The sequence below is a fragment of the Paenibacillus hunanensis genome (genome assembly GCF_034055775.1).
Classification (GTDB): domain Bacteria; phylum Bacillota; class Bacilli; order Paenibacillales; family Paenibacillaceae; genus Saccharibacillus; species Saccharibacillus hunanensis.
Genome location: NZ_CP139194.1, coordinates 276,176 through 295,398, shown reverse-complemented (window position 1 = coordinate 295,398; position 19,223 = coordinate 276,176). Strand labels below are relative to the sequence as shown.

16 protein-coding genes are annotated in these 19,223 nt (G+C 48.2%); 7 read left to right on the top strand and 9 right to left on the bottom strand.

The genetic code is table 11. The annotated features are described in order from the left end of the window. The first annotated feature begins 140 nt into the window (after nucleotides 1–140). Nucleotides 141–491, top strand: a complete 351-nt coding sequence (locus SK066_RS01200) for a TM2 domain-containing protein (protein ID WP_373289091.1) — start codon at nucleotides 141–143, stop codon at nucleotides 489–491. Nucleotides 492–532: 41 nt separating this feature from the next. Then, complete coding sequence (locus SK066_RS01195; protein ID WP_320543317.1) at nucleotides 533–988, top strand: TM2 domain-containing protein; 456 nt, start codon at nucleotides 533–535, stop codon at nucleotides 986–988. Nucleotides 989–1,162: 174 nt separating this feature from the next. Here SK066_RS01195 and SK066_RS01190 read toward each other — a convergent pair whose 3' ends face one another. The 3 genes from SK066_RS01190 to SK066_RS01180 form a co-directional block, all read right to left on the bottom strand. Beyond that, entirely contained in the window at nucleotides 1,163–3,016 is a 1,854-nt protein-coding gene (locus SK066_RS01190) for an ABC transporter ATP-binding protein (RefSeq protein WP_320543316.1), read from the bottom strand. Continuing rightward, a complete protein-coding gene (locus SK066_RS01185) occupies nucleotides 2,997–5,015 on the bottom strand; it encodes an ABC transporter ATP-binding protein (RefSeq protein ID WP_320543315.1) in 2,019 nt (672 codons plus the stop codon). The genes SK066_RS01190 and SK066_RS01185 overlap by 20 nt, the downstream gene beginning before the upstream one ends. A gap of 139 nt (nucleotides 5,016–5,154) precedes the next feature. Further along, nucleotides 5,155–5,862: an FHA domain-containing protein gene (locus SK066_RS01180; protein ID WP_229685631.1), complete on the bottom strand. Its 708-nt coding sequence runs from the start codon at nucleotides 5,860–5,862 to the stop codon at nucleotides 5,155–5,157. 359 nt (nucleotides 5,863–6,221) lie between these two features. On the opposite strand from SK066_RS01180, the gene SK066_RS01175 reads away from it, so the two are divergent. Then, complete coding sequence (locus SK066_RS01175) at nucleotides 6,222–6,410, top strand: hypothetical protein (protein ID WP_188774489.1); 189 nt, start codon at nucleotides 6,222–6,224, stop codon at nucleotides 6,408–6,410. Here the strand turns inward: SK066_RS01175 and SK066_RS01170 are convergent. Further along, complete coding sequence (locus SK066_RS01170) at nucleotides 6,391–7,227, bottom strand: methyl-accepting chemotaxis protein (protein WP_188774490.1); 837 nt, start codon at nucleotides 7,225–7,227, stop codon at nucleotides 6,391–6,393. The genes SK066_RS01175 and SK066_RS01170 overlap by 20 nt on opposite strands. Before the next feature lie 255 nt (nucleotides 7,228–7,482). Here SK066_RS01170 and SK066_RS01165 point away from each other — a divergent pair, with 255 nt between their 5' ends. Next, a complete protein-coding gene (locus SK066_RS01165) occupies nucleotides 7,483–7,926 on the top strand; it encodes a DUF6376 family protein (RefSeq protein WP_320543314.1) in 444 nt (147 codons plus the stop codon). Between the two features lie 147 nt (nucleotides 7,927–8,073). Here SK066_RS01165 and SK066_RS01160 read toward each other — a convergent pair whose 3' ends face one another. Further along, a complete protein-coding gene (locus SK066_RS01160) occupies nucleotides 8,074–8,421 on the bottom strand; it encodes a DUF4870 domain-containing protein (protein ID WP_188774492.1) in 348 nt (115 codons plus the stop codon). Nucleotides 8,422–8,677: 256 nt separating this feature from the next. On the opposite strand from SK066_RS01160, the gene SK066_RS01155 reads away from it, so the two are divergent. Continuing rightward, nucleotides 8,678–10,054, top strand: coding sequence for a tetratricopeptide repeat protein (locus tag SK066_RS01155; RefSeq protein ID WP_320543313.1), 1,377 nt, complete (start codon nucleotides 8,678–8,680; stop codon nucleotides 10,052–10,054). Between the two features lie 338 nt (nucleotides 10,055–10,392). On the opposite strand, the gene SK066_RS01150 is transcribed toward SK066_RS01155, so the two are convergent. From SK066_RS01150 to SK066_RS01140, 3 genes are all read right to left on the bottom strand, one after another. After that, nucleotides 10,393–12,741 carry an arabinan endo-1,5-alpha-L-arabinosidase AbnB gene (locus SK066_RS01150; RefSeq protein ID WP_407673805.1) on the bottom strand — a complete coding sequence of 783 codons (2,349 nt, stop codon included), beginning with the start codon at nucleotides 12,739–12,741 and terminating at the stop codon, nucleotides 10,393–10,395. An 865-nt stretch (nucleotides 12,742–13,606) separates the two neighbouring features. Then, a complete protein-coding gene (locus tag SK066_RS01145; RefSeq protein WP_320543311.1) occupies nucleotides 13,607–14,686 on the bottom strand; it encodes a C40 family peptidase in 1,080 nt (359 codons plus the stop codon). A 31-nt stretch (nucleotides 14,687–14,717) separates the two neighbouring features. After that, a complete protein-coding gene (locus SK066_RS01140; protein ID WP_320543310.1) occupies nucleotides 14,718–15,251 on the bottom strand; it encodes a hypothetical protein in 534 nt (177 codons plus the stop codon). Between the two features lie 367 nt (nucleotides 15,252–15,618). Between SK066_RS01140 and SK066_RS01135 the strand changes: the two genes are divergently transcribed. After that, on the top strand, nucleotides 15,619–16,461 hold the full coding sequence (locus SK066_RS01135; RefSeq protein ID WP_320543309.1) for an AraC family transcriptional regulator: 843 nt from the start codon (nucleotides 15,619–15,621) through the stop codon (nucleotides 16,459–16,461). A gap of 139 nt (nucleotides 16,462–16,600) precedes the next feature. On the opposite strand, the gene SK066_RS01130 is transcribed toward SK066_RS01135, so the two are convergent. Beyond that, a complete protein-coding gene (locus tag SK066_RS01130; RefSeq protein WP_188774611.1) occupies nucleotides 16,601–17,425 on the bottom strand; it encodes an AraC family transcriptional regulator in 825 nt (274 codons plus the stop codon). A gap of 278 nt (nucleotides 17,426–17,703) precedes the next feature. On the opposite strand from SK066_RS01130, the gene pyk reads away from it, so the two are divergent. Next, entirely contained in the window at nucleotides 17,704–19,119 is a 1,416-nt protein-coding gene (gene pyk / locus SK066_RS01125; RefSeq protein WP_320543308.1) for a pyruvate kinase, read from the top strand. Nucleotides 19,120–19,223 lie beyond the last annotated feature (104 nt).

The following is a 19,223-nucleotide window of genomic DNA, read 5'->3' as shown; positions in this document are numbered from 1 at the left end:
TGATCTAAAAAATGTAACGAATTAGGCGACAACCCGTATAACATGGTAGATTCTAACGCCTATTCTTGTTAAAATGGCATTACATTGGAAGCCATATCATTGGCACTCCATACTACTTTTAGAAATTGAGGGGTATAGAAATGGGAATGAATTACAATCTCCAGCGTAAAAGCCAGCTTGACGCACGCGAGCTGATGCTGCTGGAATCGGAAGTCAAAACATACGGCAAAAACATGGTAGTTGCTTATGTACTGTGGTATTTCCTCGGTATTTTTGGCGCACATCGTTTTTACATGGGTAAAATCGGCACAGCTGTTACTCAACTGATTTTGTCGCTGACGATGGTCGGCATGATCGTCACTGCGGTTTGGTGGGTCGTGGATGCGTTCCTCGTACATACCTGGGTGAAAGAGCGTAATGCTTATGTGGAAAGCAATATTATTGATCAGATTCTCGTTCAAAAGCCAATCTCCTCGGACTATAACTACTAATTCGGATGCTGACACGTTACGAGCTCTCTCCACAGGAGCTGATGCTACTCAATTCCGAAATGCGTCCACGTGAGAAGTCACTTGGACTTGCTTATCTGATGCTGATTGGTGGACACCTTGGTGTTCATCGCTTTTATTTGAAACGGACGGCTACAGCGATTGTACAGCTAGTATTATTCCTGATCGCTGCTCTTGGCTACATCGTGATGGTCACGACATCTGGTTTTGGAGAAGGTGAGGTTGGCATAGGAACCGTTATCGGTCTAATCCTATTTTTTGTTGCCGGCGCACCGTTATTCGTCTGGGTTATCGTGGATCTGTTCCTGATCCCGGGCATGGTACGTGGATTGAACGCTCAGATTGAGAGTGAGATCATGCAGCAATTGGAATGGATTCGTAACAATCCGCAAGCTCAGCGTGGTAACTATGGCGGTCAACCACCACAAGGTGCACCGCATCAGCCTTATCCGCCACAGCCACCTTATCCGCAGGGGTAATCTGGCATCGCTGCTGTATCGCTGAATAGACCAGATGCTCATTAGATGAATCGAGATCTACTCACAGCTCTATAAGCAACAGAGTTTCTGCCTATAAGCACCATATGTATACATAAAAGACCTTTTCCATATGTGATGGAAAAGGTCTTTTTTATTTTATCGTTTGCATCCTGCTCAGGATGATATTTGCAGCTGGCTATGGAAGAGCTCGCTATAAAAGCCTCCCTGCTCCAGTAACTCATCATGATTCCCTCGCTCAACAATCTGCCCGTCACGCAGCACGAGAATCTGATCGGCAGAGCGAATCGTGTTCAGTCGATGCGCGATCACAAAGCTGGTACGCCCCTTCATCAGCCGCTGTAAGCCCTCCTGAATACGAATCTCAGTAACCGTATCAATACTGCTCGTCGCCTCATCCAATACGAGAATCGCTGGATCAGCCAGCATCGCCCGTGCAATCGTGAGCAGCTGTCGTTGCCCCTGACTAATGCCGCCTCCATCCCGACTGAGTACCTGCTCGTACCCATGGGGCAGCTGACGGATGAACGTATCGGCATTCGCCAGCTGCGCCGCCTCACGCACCTGCTCATCCGTTGCATCCAGCCGTCCGTAGCGGATATTGTCCAACACCGTTCCTTCGAACAAGAAGGAATCCTGCAATACAAAGGCCATATGCTGTCGTAGACTGGAGCGGCGCAGGGTACGAATATCTTTGCCATCTACCGTAATCTGTCCCTGATCCGCATCGTAAAAGCGCGAAATGAGCTGAATGAGCGTCGTCTTTCCAGCACCCGTAGGGCCGATCAGCGCAATCATCTCGCCCGGTGCTGCCGAAAATGAAATATGCTGTAGCGTATCCCCACTGCGCTCAGTGTCGTATGCAAAAGAGACATCCTTGAACTTGACCGCACCGGACAACTGCTTGACCTCGGTCGCGCCCTGCTCATCCGCTTCCTCTACGTCCTCGTCCATAATCTCAAACACCCGCTCTGCCCCTGCAATCGCCGACAATAGCGTATTCCACTGGTTCGCCAGATCATTCAGTGGACGTGTAAACTGCCGTGCATATTCCACAAAGATCACGATCACACCGACCGTGATCGCACCCCGAATCGCCAGCATACCACCAACTAGAGCAATCAGCGCAAAGCTCAGATTGTTCAGTCCATTCATCAGCTTCGGAATAAAGCCCGAAATCGTCTGCGCCCAGAAGCCTGAAAAGCGAATCCGATCATTACGCTGGGCAAAGTCATCAATTACCTGCTGTTCGCGTCCAAATGCTTTAATAATCTTTTCGCCTGATAATGTCTCTTCGATATAGCCGTTCAGCTCGCCGAGATTACGCTGGCGCTCGCGAAAGAGCGGGCCTGTACGCTTCGTAATCCAGCGCATCCCCAGCGCCATCAGCGGAACGACGATAAAGGTGAGCAGTGTCAGCAATGGGCTGAGCCATAGCATCACGACGAGCGTACCGATCAGCGTGAGCACACTGGAGAAAATCTGAATCGCCGAGCTATTGAGCGTGCTGCTCACGTTCTCGATATCATTCGTCACCCGACTCATGAGCTCTCCCTGCTGACGCTTACCGAAAAAAGGAATCGGCAGTCGGTGCAAATGTGCAAACAGATCGGAGCGCATCCGGTATACCGTTTCCTGTGCAATCTCGATCATCCATACGTTTTGTAGCCATGAGGTAATCGAGTTCAAAATATAAACGGCACCCAGTGCGACCAGAAACCAGATCCACAGCATCCCACTGTCTCGCGCTAGAAAATCATCAATCGCAATCCCGATCAGGTACGGGCCCAGCAGCGTCAGACCCGACGTCAGCAGCACCATGAACAGCACCAGAAATAGCTTGAGCCGCCGTTCTGCAAGGTATATCCAGATACGTGCCAGTGTACCGCGCCAATTTTTCGCGCGTTTACGATTATCCTGCTGTGTTCTCGTTTTAGCAGACGACGCTTCGTTCGCACGCGGCGCAGATGGACGAGCTACTCGAAACGGATCAATGAATGCCTTCCACATGCTGTAGCTCCTCCTCTCCAAATTGGGATGCATAGATACGTCGATACAGCTCCGATGCTTGCAATAGCTGCTCATGACCACCCTCTGCGATCAAGCGACCATCCTGTAGCAGTAATACTTTATCCGCACGAATCGTGGAGCTGATCTTCTGTGTGATCAGTACTGTCGTACAGGATAGCTGCCCAAGCTCCTCTAACAGCTTCGCTTCAGTCCGTACATCAAGTGCACTCGTGCTGTCATCGAGCAGTAGCAGTGATGGCTTACGTACGAGCGCACGTGCGATGGAGAGCCGTTGCTTTTGTCCACCAGACAGATTGACACCGCGTTGTCCAAGCCGTGTCTCATAGCCAGCTGGCAGGCTTACAATCGTATCGTGAATCTGAGCGATACGTGCAGCCTCTTGAATTTCCTCCATTGTGGCATGCTCATTGCCCCAGGCGATATTTTCACGAATCGTGCCTGTGAACAGCACGATCTCCTGTGGAACATAGCCGATATGGCTACGTAGCTCATGCTCTGGAATAGAAGCAATATCCTGCCCATCGATCCGAAGCGTCCCTGCATTCGGATTATACAGACGTAGCATAAGCTGCATAAGCGAGGACTTTCCTGAGCCAGTAGCACCCATCACCGCCGTCATACGACCTGCACGCGCGACAAAGGAAATGTCCGTCAGAATCGGGTGCTCGGTATCGGGATAACGGAAATGAACGCCCTCTAGCTCCACCTCGGCTGCATAACCTGCCTGCCCGGGCAATACGATCAGATCCCTTTTCTTCTGCTGGGAACGACTATAAGTGCCATCTGCCATCACGTGATCCTGCTTGATCGTGTCGCCATAGATAGCGCTAGACTGTACCGTGGCGGAAGCGTTTTGCATTTTCACTGCGGCTGGCTGCTCGGAATGCTTGAATGCGGTTTCAACATCAGATGCTGCTGCTTGATCTGATCGTGCATTGAATCCATTCGGTTGTGCGGTTGCTTTGTCATCTGCCTGTGCCATAACTTTATGCGCTTGTTCGCTTCGATCATGCGGAGACATGACGTGAGTCGCTGCCTCTTCCGCCGTTAGCACCTCATCCATCCGACCTGCCGATGCACGCGCACGCGAGAAGGACGCTACGATCATCGAGAAGGCAGATAATGCACCCATCGTACGCATCGAATAGTTGATAATCGCTACCACTTCACCGACCGAAGCCGAGCCGGTCAAAATATCGCGATGACCAAACCAGAGCACCGCAATAATACTCGCATTCATAATGAATAAAATAAACGGCATCGTCGTCTCGGTCAGGCGCAGCGCGGATACCGTATCGTTCATTAGCTCACTGCTATGCTGCTCAAATCGCTTGCGTTCATGCTGCTTGCGCACGAACACACGAATAAGCCGCATCCCTGTCAGATTTTCCTGCATCACATTGTTGACCGTATCCAATCGCCGCTGCACCCGTTCAAATAGCCTTGCCGCACGCTTCATAATCGCCATCACGAATAACAGCAAAATCGGTACTCCAATGACCAGCAGTAAGCCAAGCTTCACGTTCACAATTAGCGCCATCACACTACTTCCGATAACGAGCAACGGCATACGTAGCATAAAGCGCAGTCCCATAAACAGCATATCCTGCAAAATCGTCACATCATTCGTCAGCCGTGTAATTAGCGAGGACGTCGCAAATTGTCCAAACAAGCTGTACGAAAACGACTGCACCTTCCGATACAGCGCATCACGCAGATCGTAGCCAAGCCCCTGACTCGCATAGGACGCATAAAATGAACTGAATATGCCCGCTATAAAAGCAATCACCGTGCCTGCTGTCAAAATACCGCCCCATAACAGCACAGACGGCATATACTGCTTACTGATGCCATCATCGATGATCTTGGAGATCAGATAGGGCTGGATCAGCTCCAATGTCAATTCGATCAGCATCATCAGTAAGGCAAGAATCGCAGCCACCCGGTATTTCTTCAAAAAGGAAAACATTAACGACATGGTGCTCCCCCTTGTCTGTAAAATATGTACGATCTATGATGACCGACGCCTATAACTCATTCGTCCAGATGATGAGCGAAGTTGTAACGAAAGGCGCCGCTGTCTGCCATCGATGGGCATACAGCGGCGTTCCCTCTCCTCAGGATGGCGCTCCTGTGCTGACTTCCTCCGAATCATCCTGCTTCTTCATATATACCCCTTTTTTGTAAACTGAACGTATCGTAAAGTGGTCGCCAAGCTTTTTATTTGTGCGATAGATGAGCGAATTGACCTCATCCACGCCAACCAGCTCAGCATCATCCATACAGCGCTCCGGCCATACCTCACGCACAATCTGCTCACGCGTCACAAAATGATCCAGACAATTGTACAGCAGCTTGAATAGCTGATATTCCTTTTTCGATAAGGTGATGCTGTCACTGCCGATCTGAATATTTTGTAAATAATCGTGCAGACGAATCTCGTTCTCCATCAGATCGCTCACTCGATATTCTCTCGTTTCCTCCAGATCGCTACCGCGCTCCAGATGCAGGGTCACCAGCCCATTGACCAGTGTGAGCTGATCGCCGTCTCCGATGCGGTACGACTGGTTCGGATGCAGACGCTGACCGTTCAGCTCGGTACCATTTTTACTGCCCAGATCCTCCACGTACACATCATTATGGACACGACTCAAGCGGCAATGCTGCTTGGATACAAGCTGATTGTAGAGCGGAAGGTCGGTCTGACCTGTACCCGTATGTCTGCCTACGAGTATAGGCTTTTGATTTTCTAAATAAATAAACGCACCGTGGCCCTCCAGGCCGGCGGTATCGACAATAATTTTGATGATGTCCGGCATGTTCATCGCTCACTTTCCGGTAATTTCAATCTGTATGTCAGCATAACGTGATCTATAGTGTAGCTCAATGACAGAATCATCAGATTCCTTTCATTGTTTGCTTGCCGTCCAGCTTTTATAGTGTAAAGGAGAGAGGTTGTGCGAATGGCGAAGCACCTCCCACTCCGTGGGCTGTCTTCCATTATACTATACACCGCCTGTCGAATAATTCAATTTCGCTCTTTTCATAGCATCATCATACACGTCCGCGAATGGACATTACGTATATAGATCATCACATACAGATCACTAGATACAGATCATGCAAATAAAAAAAGCCTGCCGAAGCAGGCTACCATACGATTGGAAAAAGTGGGGATATCATCATGAAACCAAAACAAATTGTCATCTACGGCTTATTATCCTTTCTGATTGCTAGCAGTCTAGCTATGTATGTCTATTTGGATCATCGTCTGCCCGGATACAGCAAAACCAGCACGACCGATTCGATTCAGAAAGTTCATATGGAGAGCCTGAGCGATCTACAGCAACGAATCAATTACGAACCGAGATAAGCTTTTCGATAAATTGCTTGAGCGAGCGACTCGTATCGTTCAATTGCTCGATCGTTTCCATGAATTCACTTACCAGCTTGGCTTGCTCATGAGAGGTGGTCGCGATCTCACCGATCTCTGTCTGCATATGGCGGATCGATTCCTGCACCGTTTTCAAGGAATCCTCGATCTGGGTTGTCGCTTGCTTCGTATCCACGGACAGCTTGCGAATCTCCTGCGCTACAACGCCGAAGCCTGCACCCGCTTCACCGACACGTGCCGCTTCAATCGCAGCATTCAGCCCAAGCAGATTCGTTTGCTCTGAGATTTCACGGATAAAAGTAGCGACCGCTGTTACATTACCGGAATTCTGTACCGCATGGCTGGAGTTGTTCAAAATTTCCTCGGTCGTCGAGCTAAGCTCCTCGGAATGGGCTGCCACATGCTGCACGCCGTCTACGATTAGCTGGGTCAGACGCTCCGTCTTTTCCATCAACTCCTGAAGCTGGTACTGATCCTCCATACTATAAAGCAGATTGAATTGAGCAACCACTTCACCCTGCTCATTCTTCACGGGCAGCATCATCACGTCAAATGGAACGCCAAATAGCTCTTTCGGATAGTGAGCAAGCTTCTTCTCCCGTCCGTTGGTAAGCGAGCAGAAATTGCGTTCCTCTGGATTCAGTGGATCACCGGGCTTGAAATCAAGCTGCTTGAGCGACTCACCAGGGGAAAAGTACAAAAAGGTTTCCGGGCCAATAATCGATAATGTAACATCCTGACGAATGGCCTCACGGAAAAAGGGCATTGTCGCGATCAGGGCTTGTGTAATATCCATCTAAGTAAACGCCTCCATAATAATATAAAATAATAGGCAATCAACCTGTAATCTGATCGGATCTAGCTATCAGACCTGCAAGTTACCTACCATTCATATCGGCTCGTGTTTTAATTAATTTCATAATTTTTGCATTATAAGTAATAAAAGAATGAGATGACATCTTTAAACAAAAGACTGGTGCATTTGCAAATGAAACCATATCGTAGCCCGGGGAGTACTATACGATATCCCCTCTTAAAGGAGTGCTTTCATTTGAAAATACATGCTCTGACACTCGTCCTGCTGGTTAGTCTATTATCCGGCTGCTCAGCACTGGATAATGTAAATCAGTCCGTTAACTATGTGAGTAGCGTAACCGCCTATATTAACGATACCTCCAATCTGGCGCAGCAGCTGCCTGATCTCACCCAGCAATCGCTAACCGATCCACAGGCACGCGAGCAGTTGACGCAACAGCTACAAAATGCACAGCAGCAGATCAATACATTCAATCAGCTAGAGCCACCCGCATTCGCCAAGGAGCTGCATCAGCAACTGTCCGGCTATAGTGCTACGCTCGGCACCGAAGTCAATTCGCTCATCGATCAAGCACAGGCTGGCAAGCTCACCGCCCAAAGCCTGAATAACTCTCAAATCTTCCAGACGATTGATCAGATTAACGGCTTGTTGAATCAGTTTCAGCAGTTAGGGCAGTAATCACGTAAGCTAACGCATACGCGTAATGCTAGCCCATTCCTATATTTAGATACAAAAAGGCAACCTTTCCGTAGCGGAAGGTTGCCTTTGATTGGTGTACTAATCGGTATGCCTTTTCTCTATGTAGCGTATTCTGGATGGGTGTACTTACTTGATCAGCTGGAAGTTACCAATCCATGGCAGTGGCTTCATTACGCCATTAGCAGCATTGATAATACCGATAATCATGAATACAAATACAGCAATTGCCACAAGCGGTGACAGAATCCAGCCGACAAACGGAATGATCGCTGCAACGATATTAGCAGCCAAAGCGGCAAGGAATAAAATCAGTCCCTGGTTAGCATGGTACATCGCGAAGCGTGAATTTCTCGCAGCCAGCAACGGCACGAAGAACAAAATGTACGCCAGAATCGCCATGACCTTGTTCGTTTGCACATCATTCGGATCGCCTTGCTGTTGCGGTTGATACGATGGATCCTGATAATTAGACATATCATAACCTCTTTCATTCATAATTTGTACTGTGTCACACAGCGATACCAGAAGTACGACGTTTATTATGTAAAAGTTTCATATTGATGGAATGCACCTTGAGTATACCATTTGATCCCGGAGATGAGTACTGTCTATTATGCCATTTTGGTAAGGAATTTTAGGAGGCGGAGCAGCAGCGTTAAATGGGGATTTGCTAGCTGGTGGGAATGCTTTATGATATTCGTATCTTGGAATGGAGAAAGCAGGTGAGCAAATGGATTCAGAGGATTGGTTACAATCTGAAATCGCACGTCTACATGCGTCTGCCGATTCGGAGGAAGTTATAGATGATATCGAGACACTACTACTTCAAACGGATACATTCTCTTATGTATTTCAACTACGCACACGACTGGCAATTCTGTATCAGCGTCAGCAAAACTATGAGCTAGCCATAAATCAGTATAATATTCTGATTGATCTTAAAGAACACTCACCAGGAAGTTATTACAATCGCGGAATTACATATTATGCTATGTCAGACTTCGAACGGGCACGAGCTGATTTTGAAAAAGCAGTGGAGCTAGATTGGGAGGAAGACTTTTCTTATTATTACAATCTGGGCATGGTATGCAGAGTTCTAAATGATACAGCTAGAGCCTTGTACTGCTTTGATACTGCTATTCGTCTACGTGAAAATGATGCTCTCACCTATTATCAACGCGCACGCGTTCATATCATGATGGATAACGAGGATGCTGCGCTGACAGATTTGAATACAACGATTGAGCTTGAGCCAGAAGACTACATATTTTACGAAAGAGCCCTTTTGTATGCTAGACGCGAGCAATACGAGCTGGCGATTCAGGACTGTAGCTCAGCTATCGCTTTAAATGATAGCCGTGCCGCCTATTATCATGAGCGTGGATATTATTATGATCAATTGAAGCTCTTTGAACAATCCATGCCTGACTATCATAAAGCGATCGAGCTTCGCCCATCCTGGAGTCCACCCTATAACAATCGTGGCAATCTATACTCGGAAGATAAGCACTATGAGAAAGCCATTCAAGATTACAATAAAGCGATCGAGTTTAACGATCAGAAGCCTTTATATTATCATAACCGCGGTTTTGCCTATCAAATGATGGGGAAATGGGAGCTAGCGGTTCAGGATTATTATCGCTGTCTAGAGTTAGAGCCTGATCGCGCCCAAATCTATTACAATATGATGGACTATCATCTTGGACGCGGCGAACATAACTGGGCATTACAAGTTTGTAGGCAACTTATCGAAAATGACCCGGATGATTCCGAGCATTATATTAAAATGGCACTTATACTATGGGAATTAAAACACTACGAAGAGATGAAGCCTTTTTTGCAGCATATCATGGACACTGATCCAGACCATGCCGAAGCGTACAATATGATGGGATTGGCTCAGTATCGTCAGGGTCATTTAGAGGGAGCACTGATATATTATAATCGTGCGATTGAGCTTGCTCCGACAATCGAGCTTTATTTTCGCAATCGAGCATTAGTTTATAAAAATATGCGCAAACCGATCGAAGCGGCACAGGATCGCCTGACAGCAGATCGCTTGCGACGTTATCGGCATTTAAGCCCGGTTCCAGACGATAAGAAATGACCGAGCATTACTCTAATTCAATAAGCAAAACGCAGATTGTAACAGAACGTATTTCCACGGAGCGTATTAAACAGAAGAGATGATACATTGGATACGAAAAAGCAGGATGTTCTGTGTCGAGAACATCCTGCTTTTTTTGTCTGTTATTGTTATTTTTTCTTTGTGATCAGCATACCGTTTTATTTAGCCTCTATTATTCATTTTGCTACGTATAGATGTTTTTAGATACCTTTGCAAGATATAGAGACGCTTTTGTACACTGCGTTGGTTTCGCTTTGTTCGCATTTGAACATATACCTCTTCAATACGTTAACTCCCCATCACCTGCTTCACCCTGCTTACTTCGCCAGCTCCCCAATCTCCTGCTCACTCAGCGCTCGATTATAGATGCTCACTTCATCCAGACTTCCTTTAAAATACGCATCGGCAGCAAAGCGGCTTTTGCCCAGATAAGCTTCGCGGGTCATCAGATCATGCGGATTAAAGGTCATTGCATCGTTACTTCCAGCTAGCTTGCCATTGATATACAGCTTACCTGTATGACCAGACAGCGTAACGGCGACATGCACCCACTGTCCGGTAGGCAATGGAGATGGCGTAATAATGCTCTGATCCGTATTGTTCTGGTGAATAGTAAACTGCATTCCGGTTCCCTGTGAAGGCGTTAGGAACATAAATGCATTCATGCCATCCCCAAAATCCAAAATTCGCTGCCATGCCGCGCCGCCATCCCATTTCACCCAGCTGGCAAAGGTATAATCCTCTGCATCCGTAATGGTTCCTGGCAGCGCCACATAGCCTCCAGCACCATCCAGTGTAATCCCTGCGCCAGATTGGCCATACACATCGCGAGTTACGCCACCGATCAGCGTACCATCGTAATGGTTATAGGTGCTATCAACCACCGTCTTGCCACTGGATTCGTTGAATGTATATTGACCGAGCAATGGGCCACGCGCCTGCTCAAGAACGGTCACTTTGAAGTTTTTGTTCTTTTTGGCGCCGTTTTTGGTAATCGTCGCGATCAGTGTAACACGAGCATTGCCTGTGCCTGCTGCTGGACGGGTCACTTTGCCCGTATCGGAAATGATCTCAGGCTGATTAGAGTGCCAGCTAATCTGTACACCCCGTGTTCCGCTCACTGGCAAATTCAGATCGTAAAATATCCCTTCCGTATTGCCCAGACTCAGATCCTTGTCCACGGCTGAGACGAGCTGCTTGTCCTTCTGCACTTCAAGCTGACTCCCCCACACGCTAGTTCCTGCCTTGGATAACGCGGTCAGGGTCAGCACGGTTTTGCCGGAATCAGCATTCGTTTCATGCAAAAAGACACCCGTGTATAGCGTTCCAGCTACTGTTAGTCGTGCTGTATTATTGCCTTGAAGCTGCCACGTACCGTTCACATCGCCCGTAATCGTACCATCTGCGTTCAATGTAGCCGAAACGGCGTGATGAATATCCGCGCTAATATGCTTATCCTGTGTAATCCACTGGTAATCGCCCGCAATCTCGCTGACGCGAACCTTGGCCTGCGGATTCTGCTCGCCTGCATAGCGGTATGGTGCTACGGTCAGCCAGCCATCGGCGTTCATAAACATCTCGTGTGTACGCACTTCATGCTCCTCACCGCGTCCGGGGAAACGGGAATGGAAGATGAGGAAATAGCGTCCTGTTTGCTCATCGTAATAAGCGGAGTTATGTCCTGGCGATACCGCTCCAACTCCACTGCCTGTACCTGGATCACCGATTTGACGCTGGAACTGATAATTACCGATAATCTTCACTCCATACGGCTCGATCGAAGCATCGTCAAACAGCGGCTTGGACGGATCGGCTTTTACAGTGGTCATATCGTTGCCTGCTGCATCGTAAAAGGGGCCATCCGGTGTTTTAGAGCGAACGACGCGCAGATTGTAGCCACCATTCGCATCCAGACCGCCAAATGAGAGGAACATGTAATAATAATCCGTCTGTGGGCTGTAGAGCATATAGGCGCCTTCAATCCGACTATGGTTGCCACCGATCAGCTTTTTACCATAGCCCTGATCAGGCAATGGCTTCCCTGTTACCGGGTCCATCTGCATGACGAAAATTCCACCTGAATACGAGCCATAGACCATCCATAGCTTGCCGTCCTTATCATAAAATACATCCGGGTCAACCGTATTCGGGTGAATACGCGCATCATAAATTGTACCGTCCTCGCTAATCTGATCCCACATCCCGGATTTGAGGAAAATGCCTTTATCGCGATACGGCCCTTCGATACGATCTGCCACCGCAATGCCCATCGCGGAGCGCGGTGAATCACCCTTACAGGCATTGTAGTACATATAAAATTTACCGTCTGCCAGCTGAATCACATCGGCGGCCCACAGGGTATCGCTTTGCGCCCAGCTCAGTGCATCCTTTAATTCGGTAGTGACATTAGGAATCAACGGATTGCCATCTGCGACACCAGAAGAGATCATACTCCAATTCATCAGATCAGATGATTTGGCAGACGCAAGATGAGAACCGAATATGTAAAATTCATTGCCAACCTTAATGACGGACGGATCGTGAACCGAAGCTTCCTGATAGAAAGGAGCAGCGGTAGCTGTCTTAGCCGCGCTGGATGGATTAGAAGTAGCCGTATTTGAAGCAGTGCTCAGCGTAGCTTGGCTGGATGGCTCTGTACTGGTCATAGCTCCGTCGGATGCTTCAGCAGCCGTAAATGTATCGTCTTCACCTGCCGCAGGCTGTGCTAACAAGGGAGCTTGGACAACTTTCACCGATGGATTGCTTACAGGAGCAGCAAGGATCGTTGTCGAAGGTAGCAGCATCGGGATGACTAGCGTAGCTGCAATAGCAGTACTAGCAGCTTGTTTACGGAAACGGGATGTCATACGAATCTTCCTTTCATAATTAAGGGAATGGGTTGGGTATAGATATGGCAAATGATGAGCAAAGACGATCACTTTTAATGCAGGTGTTCAAAAATCTTGCTTCTTCTAGTTTTTTATTAAGCGCTTACATAAATGCGTTAACCTACACTGTTCAAAGGAACTATGGATAATTTCATCCGGTAACGTAAGCTTTATTTGATGAAGCTAGACTTATCATAAAGGAACATTCTACCCTTTTTCAAGCATTAAATTTATAAAAATGCGAATTATAAATATATATGTAAACTATATATGTACTGCTTAATATTTTTGTATTTGTTTAATGAGCTGAAATTTACTTATGTCTGAATGATCGTTCATGCGGTAGTTAGTTACATATAGCATATTGGTTAGATATTTCGATATCATCGACTCCCCGTCATCGTCCAGCGAATAGGCTACACACCGCTTACGATCGCCTTACAATACAAGCATTCCTTGATCATTCTATATAAGCGTCCGTTACTCACTCTAACCCTGTTGAATACACGGTAGTCTGCACGTATTTCCCACTACAACGCAAAAATCCCCCATCCTGCTACCTCGACTGTACCTGATGACTCTTCATCTGTATGACCGAAGCAGCGAAAATAGGGGATGATGGACAGCATTTCATCTAATTGACTTACTGGATATAGCGTCTTGCTCCAGCGAATTCTGTTTTATAGGCTGGAGTGTTGATCGAAATGATCTCAACCGTCTTACCTGCTTTGGGCGAATGCATCATCTGACCATTACCGATATACATCGATACATGGTGCACACTGCCCTTGCCTTGCTTGTGCGCAAAGAACATCAGATCGCCCGGCTTCAGCTCATTCCAGCTGACCGCCTTACCCTCCTTGATCTGAGCGGAAGCATCGCGTGGCAGACTGATTCCATGGAAGCCATAGATCGTTGATGTGAAGCCAGAGCAGTCGAATCCATACGCCGATACGCCTGCCCATAGATAAGGCAAGCCGAGGAATCGTTTACCTGTCGCAATGACCTCTGCTGCTGTCGGCGCTGGCAGCTCCTTACTCGGATCGATCATCTTCACTGCGCTTTCCTTGAGCCAGCCTGTACGATCATCCGGTAAATGCACTCCGATCCAGCCATCGGTGCGCTTGGTGATCGGTAATCGTGTATTAAAGCTCAGCTCCATCAGATCCGTACGGCGATCCTCTCCATACAATGTGGTTGTTTTGTCCGACAAGACCGCGATGGAACAGTTCGAATAGGAGGACGCATCATTCACCGTGAGCATCTGTGCTTTGGGCATCCAGCCTGGATAACCGTAGCTGCTTTTCGGTGTGGACTGACCGACTACTGCCACATACGCCCAGTCGCCCTTGACCTGTAGCAGGCGAAGCTCCTGTCCGTATAGCGCCTGTGTTTCCGTTTTGCCAGTTAACCAGCGCCGCTTATCAGCGGTGTTCATCGCCTTCGTCCATGCGTTCATATCGACCGGACTTGTTAGCGATGGAGCATCCAGCTTGCGCGCCAGTCCCGGCTCTGTCCACAAGGTAGCAACCGCAACGTTAACCAGATGCTTACGTGCCGTCGCGTTTGTTTTACAACCCAGATCTGTCACCGCCTGACCTCCTTCGGCTGCATTCGCACTGGCAGATAGCCATGCACTACATAGTAGTAGCACACTCATGATCCATAGGATCATCGCTGCTCCAGTTCGCCTGTGCAGTCTTCCCTTGCTCTGCTCGTTCATCTCGTCTGCCCCCTTCGATATACTCGTGCTGCTAATCCTCTTTGTCATCCTGTTGCCCCGACTGAACATCCTCATCAAACCGAATACATTGCAATAATTGAAAAATAGCAGCAAGTCCCAGCGCGCCCAACATGCCCGGAATATGGACGCCGTGAATAATCTCAGCCAGCGTATAGAGCAGCAGTGTATTCCGCACAATCGCTATGACCTGCGTATGCCAGAAGGCGAGCGGACGTCGTAATAACGGATAAAACAGCTCTGCTGTAGCCGGCTGAATATAGATCGCCAGCATGAATAATCCAGCACTCGTCCAGATCGAATAGATCATAGCTGTCGTGCGACTATCAAACTTGATTAGATCGATAAACGAAGCAAGATAAAAAAATCCGTACGCTGCAAAGGAAGCTGCCGCAACGACAATGAGCAGCCCAACCGACAGCAATACAGTCATCGATACCCGATCAAACAAGCTGGATGGACGCATCATACCGCCCAGCGGATCGCGTGTGTCCTTCTCCTCATCCTCTGCTCGTGGAAAGCGGGCAAATTTGAAATAGGAGAACAAACAGATCAATAAAAAAATAACGATACATGTGCCGAGCAGATTTTTCTCGATATGCTTCCCGCTCCCTTCCTTTCATAACGTACGCTCCGTGCCATCCCCATTTGCTCAGGGGGTTATGTATTCCATACTATCACAAATACAAACCGCTTTCCTTTCTGTAAAATAATGGATTATCCTCACCGAGCTATTCTATTACTGTACGCCTACTTTTCGCTTATTTCACATTGTCCATACGACGTATATACGCGTAAAACCACCTGTAATAATCCAGTTTATGTAAAGCATCATTCTATTGTAAACAAGTTTTCACTGACTCGTGTACATGTCATAATATAAGTATCATTCAAGGAAGGGATTGTACACGGATATGCCGCTGAATCATACTATTTATATCGCCTCCGAAGCACAGCAACCGATGGATCTGAATCTACTCTTTTTTGGCAAAGAGGAATGCTTGCCCGGACATGCATGGGGTCCCGGTGTGCGCGACTCCTATATTTTACACTATATTCACGAGGGCACTGGCGTATTCCGATTGGGAGATCACGAATACCGTCTGTCTGCTGGCGAGGGCTTTCTGATTCCGCCGGATACCGTGGTGAACTACGAAGCAGACATCGAGCAGCCCTGGGTCTATTCGTGGATCGGCTTTCGTGGCTTGTATGCTCGCACCTTGATGGAGCGCGCCGGTCTGATTACTACCGAGCCGGTCTATCGCATGCCAGACGGGATGGAGCATACGCTGGGTAGCTTTTACGAGCTATTGTTAGAAACGTCAACCCAGCCCGCTGGTGATATCCACGCTCAGGGTATCCTGTATCGCATCATGTATGAGCTCATCTCCCGCCTACCATCTGCTGAACGTGGCGCCGCTCGTTCGCGTTCCAAGGAAATGCATATCCGACAAGCGATCGAATACATCGAGAACAGCTATAGTCAGAAGATTACGATTCTGGATATCTCGCGCTCGGTCGGTCTGGATCGAACGTATCTGTCCAGCCTGTTCAAGGAGCGCTTCGGTATGTCGCTGCAAGCCTTTATGCTGGAATATCGCATGAACCGCGCGATGGAGCTGCTGCACCATACGAGTCTCTCGGTTGGCGAGGTATCGCGCTCTGTCGGCTATGACGATCCATTTTTATTTTCAAAAATGTTCAAAAAGCTCAAGGGCATGTCACCGAAAAAGCTACGCAATGAAGCGAATTCGTGAATGGAATGCGTAAGCATTTCGCCACTATGCTAACACCATTCAGCATAGGATACCCTTTCGGCATTTACCATTCATCTGCTTCGTCTATCAGTAAGACATTCTACAAGCTATACCTCCAACAAGCTATACCTACAACAAGCTACAGCAGCGGCGGACGATCCTGCATGAGCCCGGTAGGCGGTACACCCATCGTCTTTTTGAATATCCGGTAAAAGTACGACACCTCCTGATAGCCGAGAAACTCGGCAATCTCTGCCACCGTCAGATGGGACTCGGTTAGCATATAGACTGCGCGCTTCATACGCTCGTGATGTGTATATTCACTGATCGTCTGACCAGTTATCGTTTTGAATAAGGTCGCCGCATAGTTCGGCGTGCGCTGGATTACTTCTGCCAGCTGTTCTTTTCCGATGCGTGAGCTGTAATTTTGCTGAATATGACGTTTCATCTGTTCCACCAGACGGTGACGATCGTCTGAGATGATGCCGCGATCATATTCACGATTCAGCTCGACTAGCAGCTGGACAAGCAGCGACTGTGCCATGAGCTCATAATACGCTGGTCGCTCCTCCCACTGTACCGCAAGCTGCTTCAGCATGTCATGAATTCGCTCATAGCAGCCCGGCTTCATATGTATGGGCTGCTTGCATCGAAGCAGCGATAGCGTCATCAGCGAGTCAGCATCAGGAGTTTTCGTTTCAGCCTCGCTATTATTCAATGCCTCACCCTGTGCAAAATCTACCGTTTGCTTCGTATGTACACGCGTGGGTACACTTTTCCCATAATAGGAGCATTGTGGCGGTACCAGCAACAGCTCCCCTTTTTCCATAATGTATTTCTGTCCATTCACCCAGTACACACAATTGCCATATGTGCATAGACTGAGCATATAATGGCCCCACGGTAGGAGCTGTTCTTCATACCAATCCATATGGTGATCTTGCCGTACGTTATGCACCTTCATCGCGTCCAATCCTTTCTTTCCCCTTGCCGCTCATTACGGTATGCTGGAAAAGAACCAGCAGTCGCTTCCCCAACCATTTATCGTACTATAGTGCACTCATCGTACCATATTTCATAGCGAACTGTGTGTATTACAGCTAAAATGAAATAGATAGTACAGGTTGTCGGTGAACGTTCCTTCCCTGCCCCGGGCTGAGGACGTGTTCGGACAGCCACCAATCAGAGGGCTGCCAGAGCAAGGCGATTGCAGCCTGCACATGCTAAGGAGGAACAGTTGGAATGCTGAGAACAAAGATTATTTGTACGATGGGACCTGCTTGTGATTCGATTGACATGTTGAAGGAAATGATTAAAGCCGGGATGACCGTTGCGCGTCTAAATATGGCGCATGGTGAGCTAGAGGATCATGTCGCACGTATCCGCAATGTACGTCAGGCGGCGGCTGAGCTGAATACTTTTGTCCCGATTATGATGGATATTAAAGGCCCTGAGGTGCGGATCGGTAAGCTGAAAGAAGCTTCCTTCGAGCTACGCACAGGCAACAAGCTCGTATTGACAACAGAAGAGATTCTGGGCGATTCCGAGCGTATCGGTGTAAACTATCCGCAACTGAACCAGGACGTACATCAAGGCGACCGCATCCTGCTGGATGATGGTCTGATCGATCTGACCGTACTGGAAGTGAAAGATAGCGAGATCGTCTGCGAAATCGTGAGCGGTGGTACGATCAAGCCACGTAAAGGTGTCAATCTGCCAGGTATTCATACCTCGCTGCCAGGCGTAACCGAGCGTGACGTGATGCATATTCACTTCGGACTGGAGCAGAAGATCGAGATGATCGCAGCCTCCTTCGTTCGTAAAGGTGACGATATTCGTGAGATCCGTAGCATTCTGGCTCAGCATGATGCACAGGATGTACAGATCTATTCCAAAATTGAAAATGCCGAAGGGATGGAGAATCTCGACGATATTATCGAGGCTTCTGACGGCATTATGGTCGCTCGTGGCGATCTCGGGGTAGAGGTGCCGATTCAGGATGTACCGGCACTGCAAAAGGAAATGATCGATAAATGTAACGTGGCGGGTAAACCGGTTATCGTTGCTACACATATGCTGGAATCGATGCAGGTGAATCCACGCCCAACTCGCTCTGAAGTGAGTGACGTGGCGAATGCTGTACTGCAAGGCGCTGACGTGATCATGCTGTCCGGTGAATCCGCTGCGGGTAAATATCCGGTGCAATCGGTACAAACGATGGCAGCTGTCGCTCGTCGTGCCGAGAGCATGATTGATTATCAGGAGCAATTCTCTCGTAAAAGAGCGCTGCAATCGACCAATATTACAGAAGTGATCAGCCAGGGCGCAGTGAGCGCATCACTGGAGCTGAATGCGAAGGCAATCATTATCTCGACAGAAAGCGGCTTTACCGCTCGTATGATCTCCAAGTATCGCCCTAATGCACCTATTATCGCCGTCACGCATAATGAAGCGGTACTCAATAAAGTATGCCTGCTGTCTGGTGTAATTCCGGTTCACGGTGAAGCGGTATCGACAACAGATGAGATGTTCGAGTCCGCTATCCGTAATGCGATCACAACCGGTCATATCGCTGCTGGCGATATCGTTGTGCTGTCTGCCGGTGTACCGATCGGACAATCCGGTAATACGAACCTGCTGAAAATTCAACAGGTGTAATGCTCTGATTGATCATGATTGAGTAGCCTGTCATAAATATTAAACAACAAAATGCCGATCCTTTCGCGCTTGATGCGAGAGGGTCGGCATTTTTTCGTGTTCCT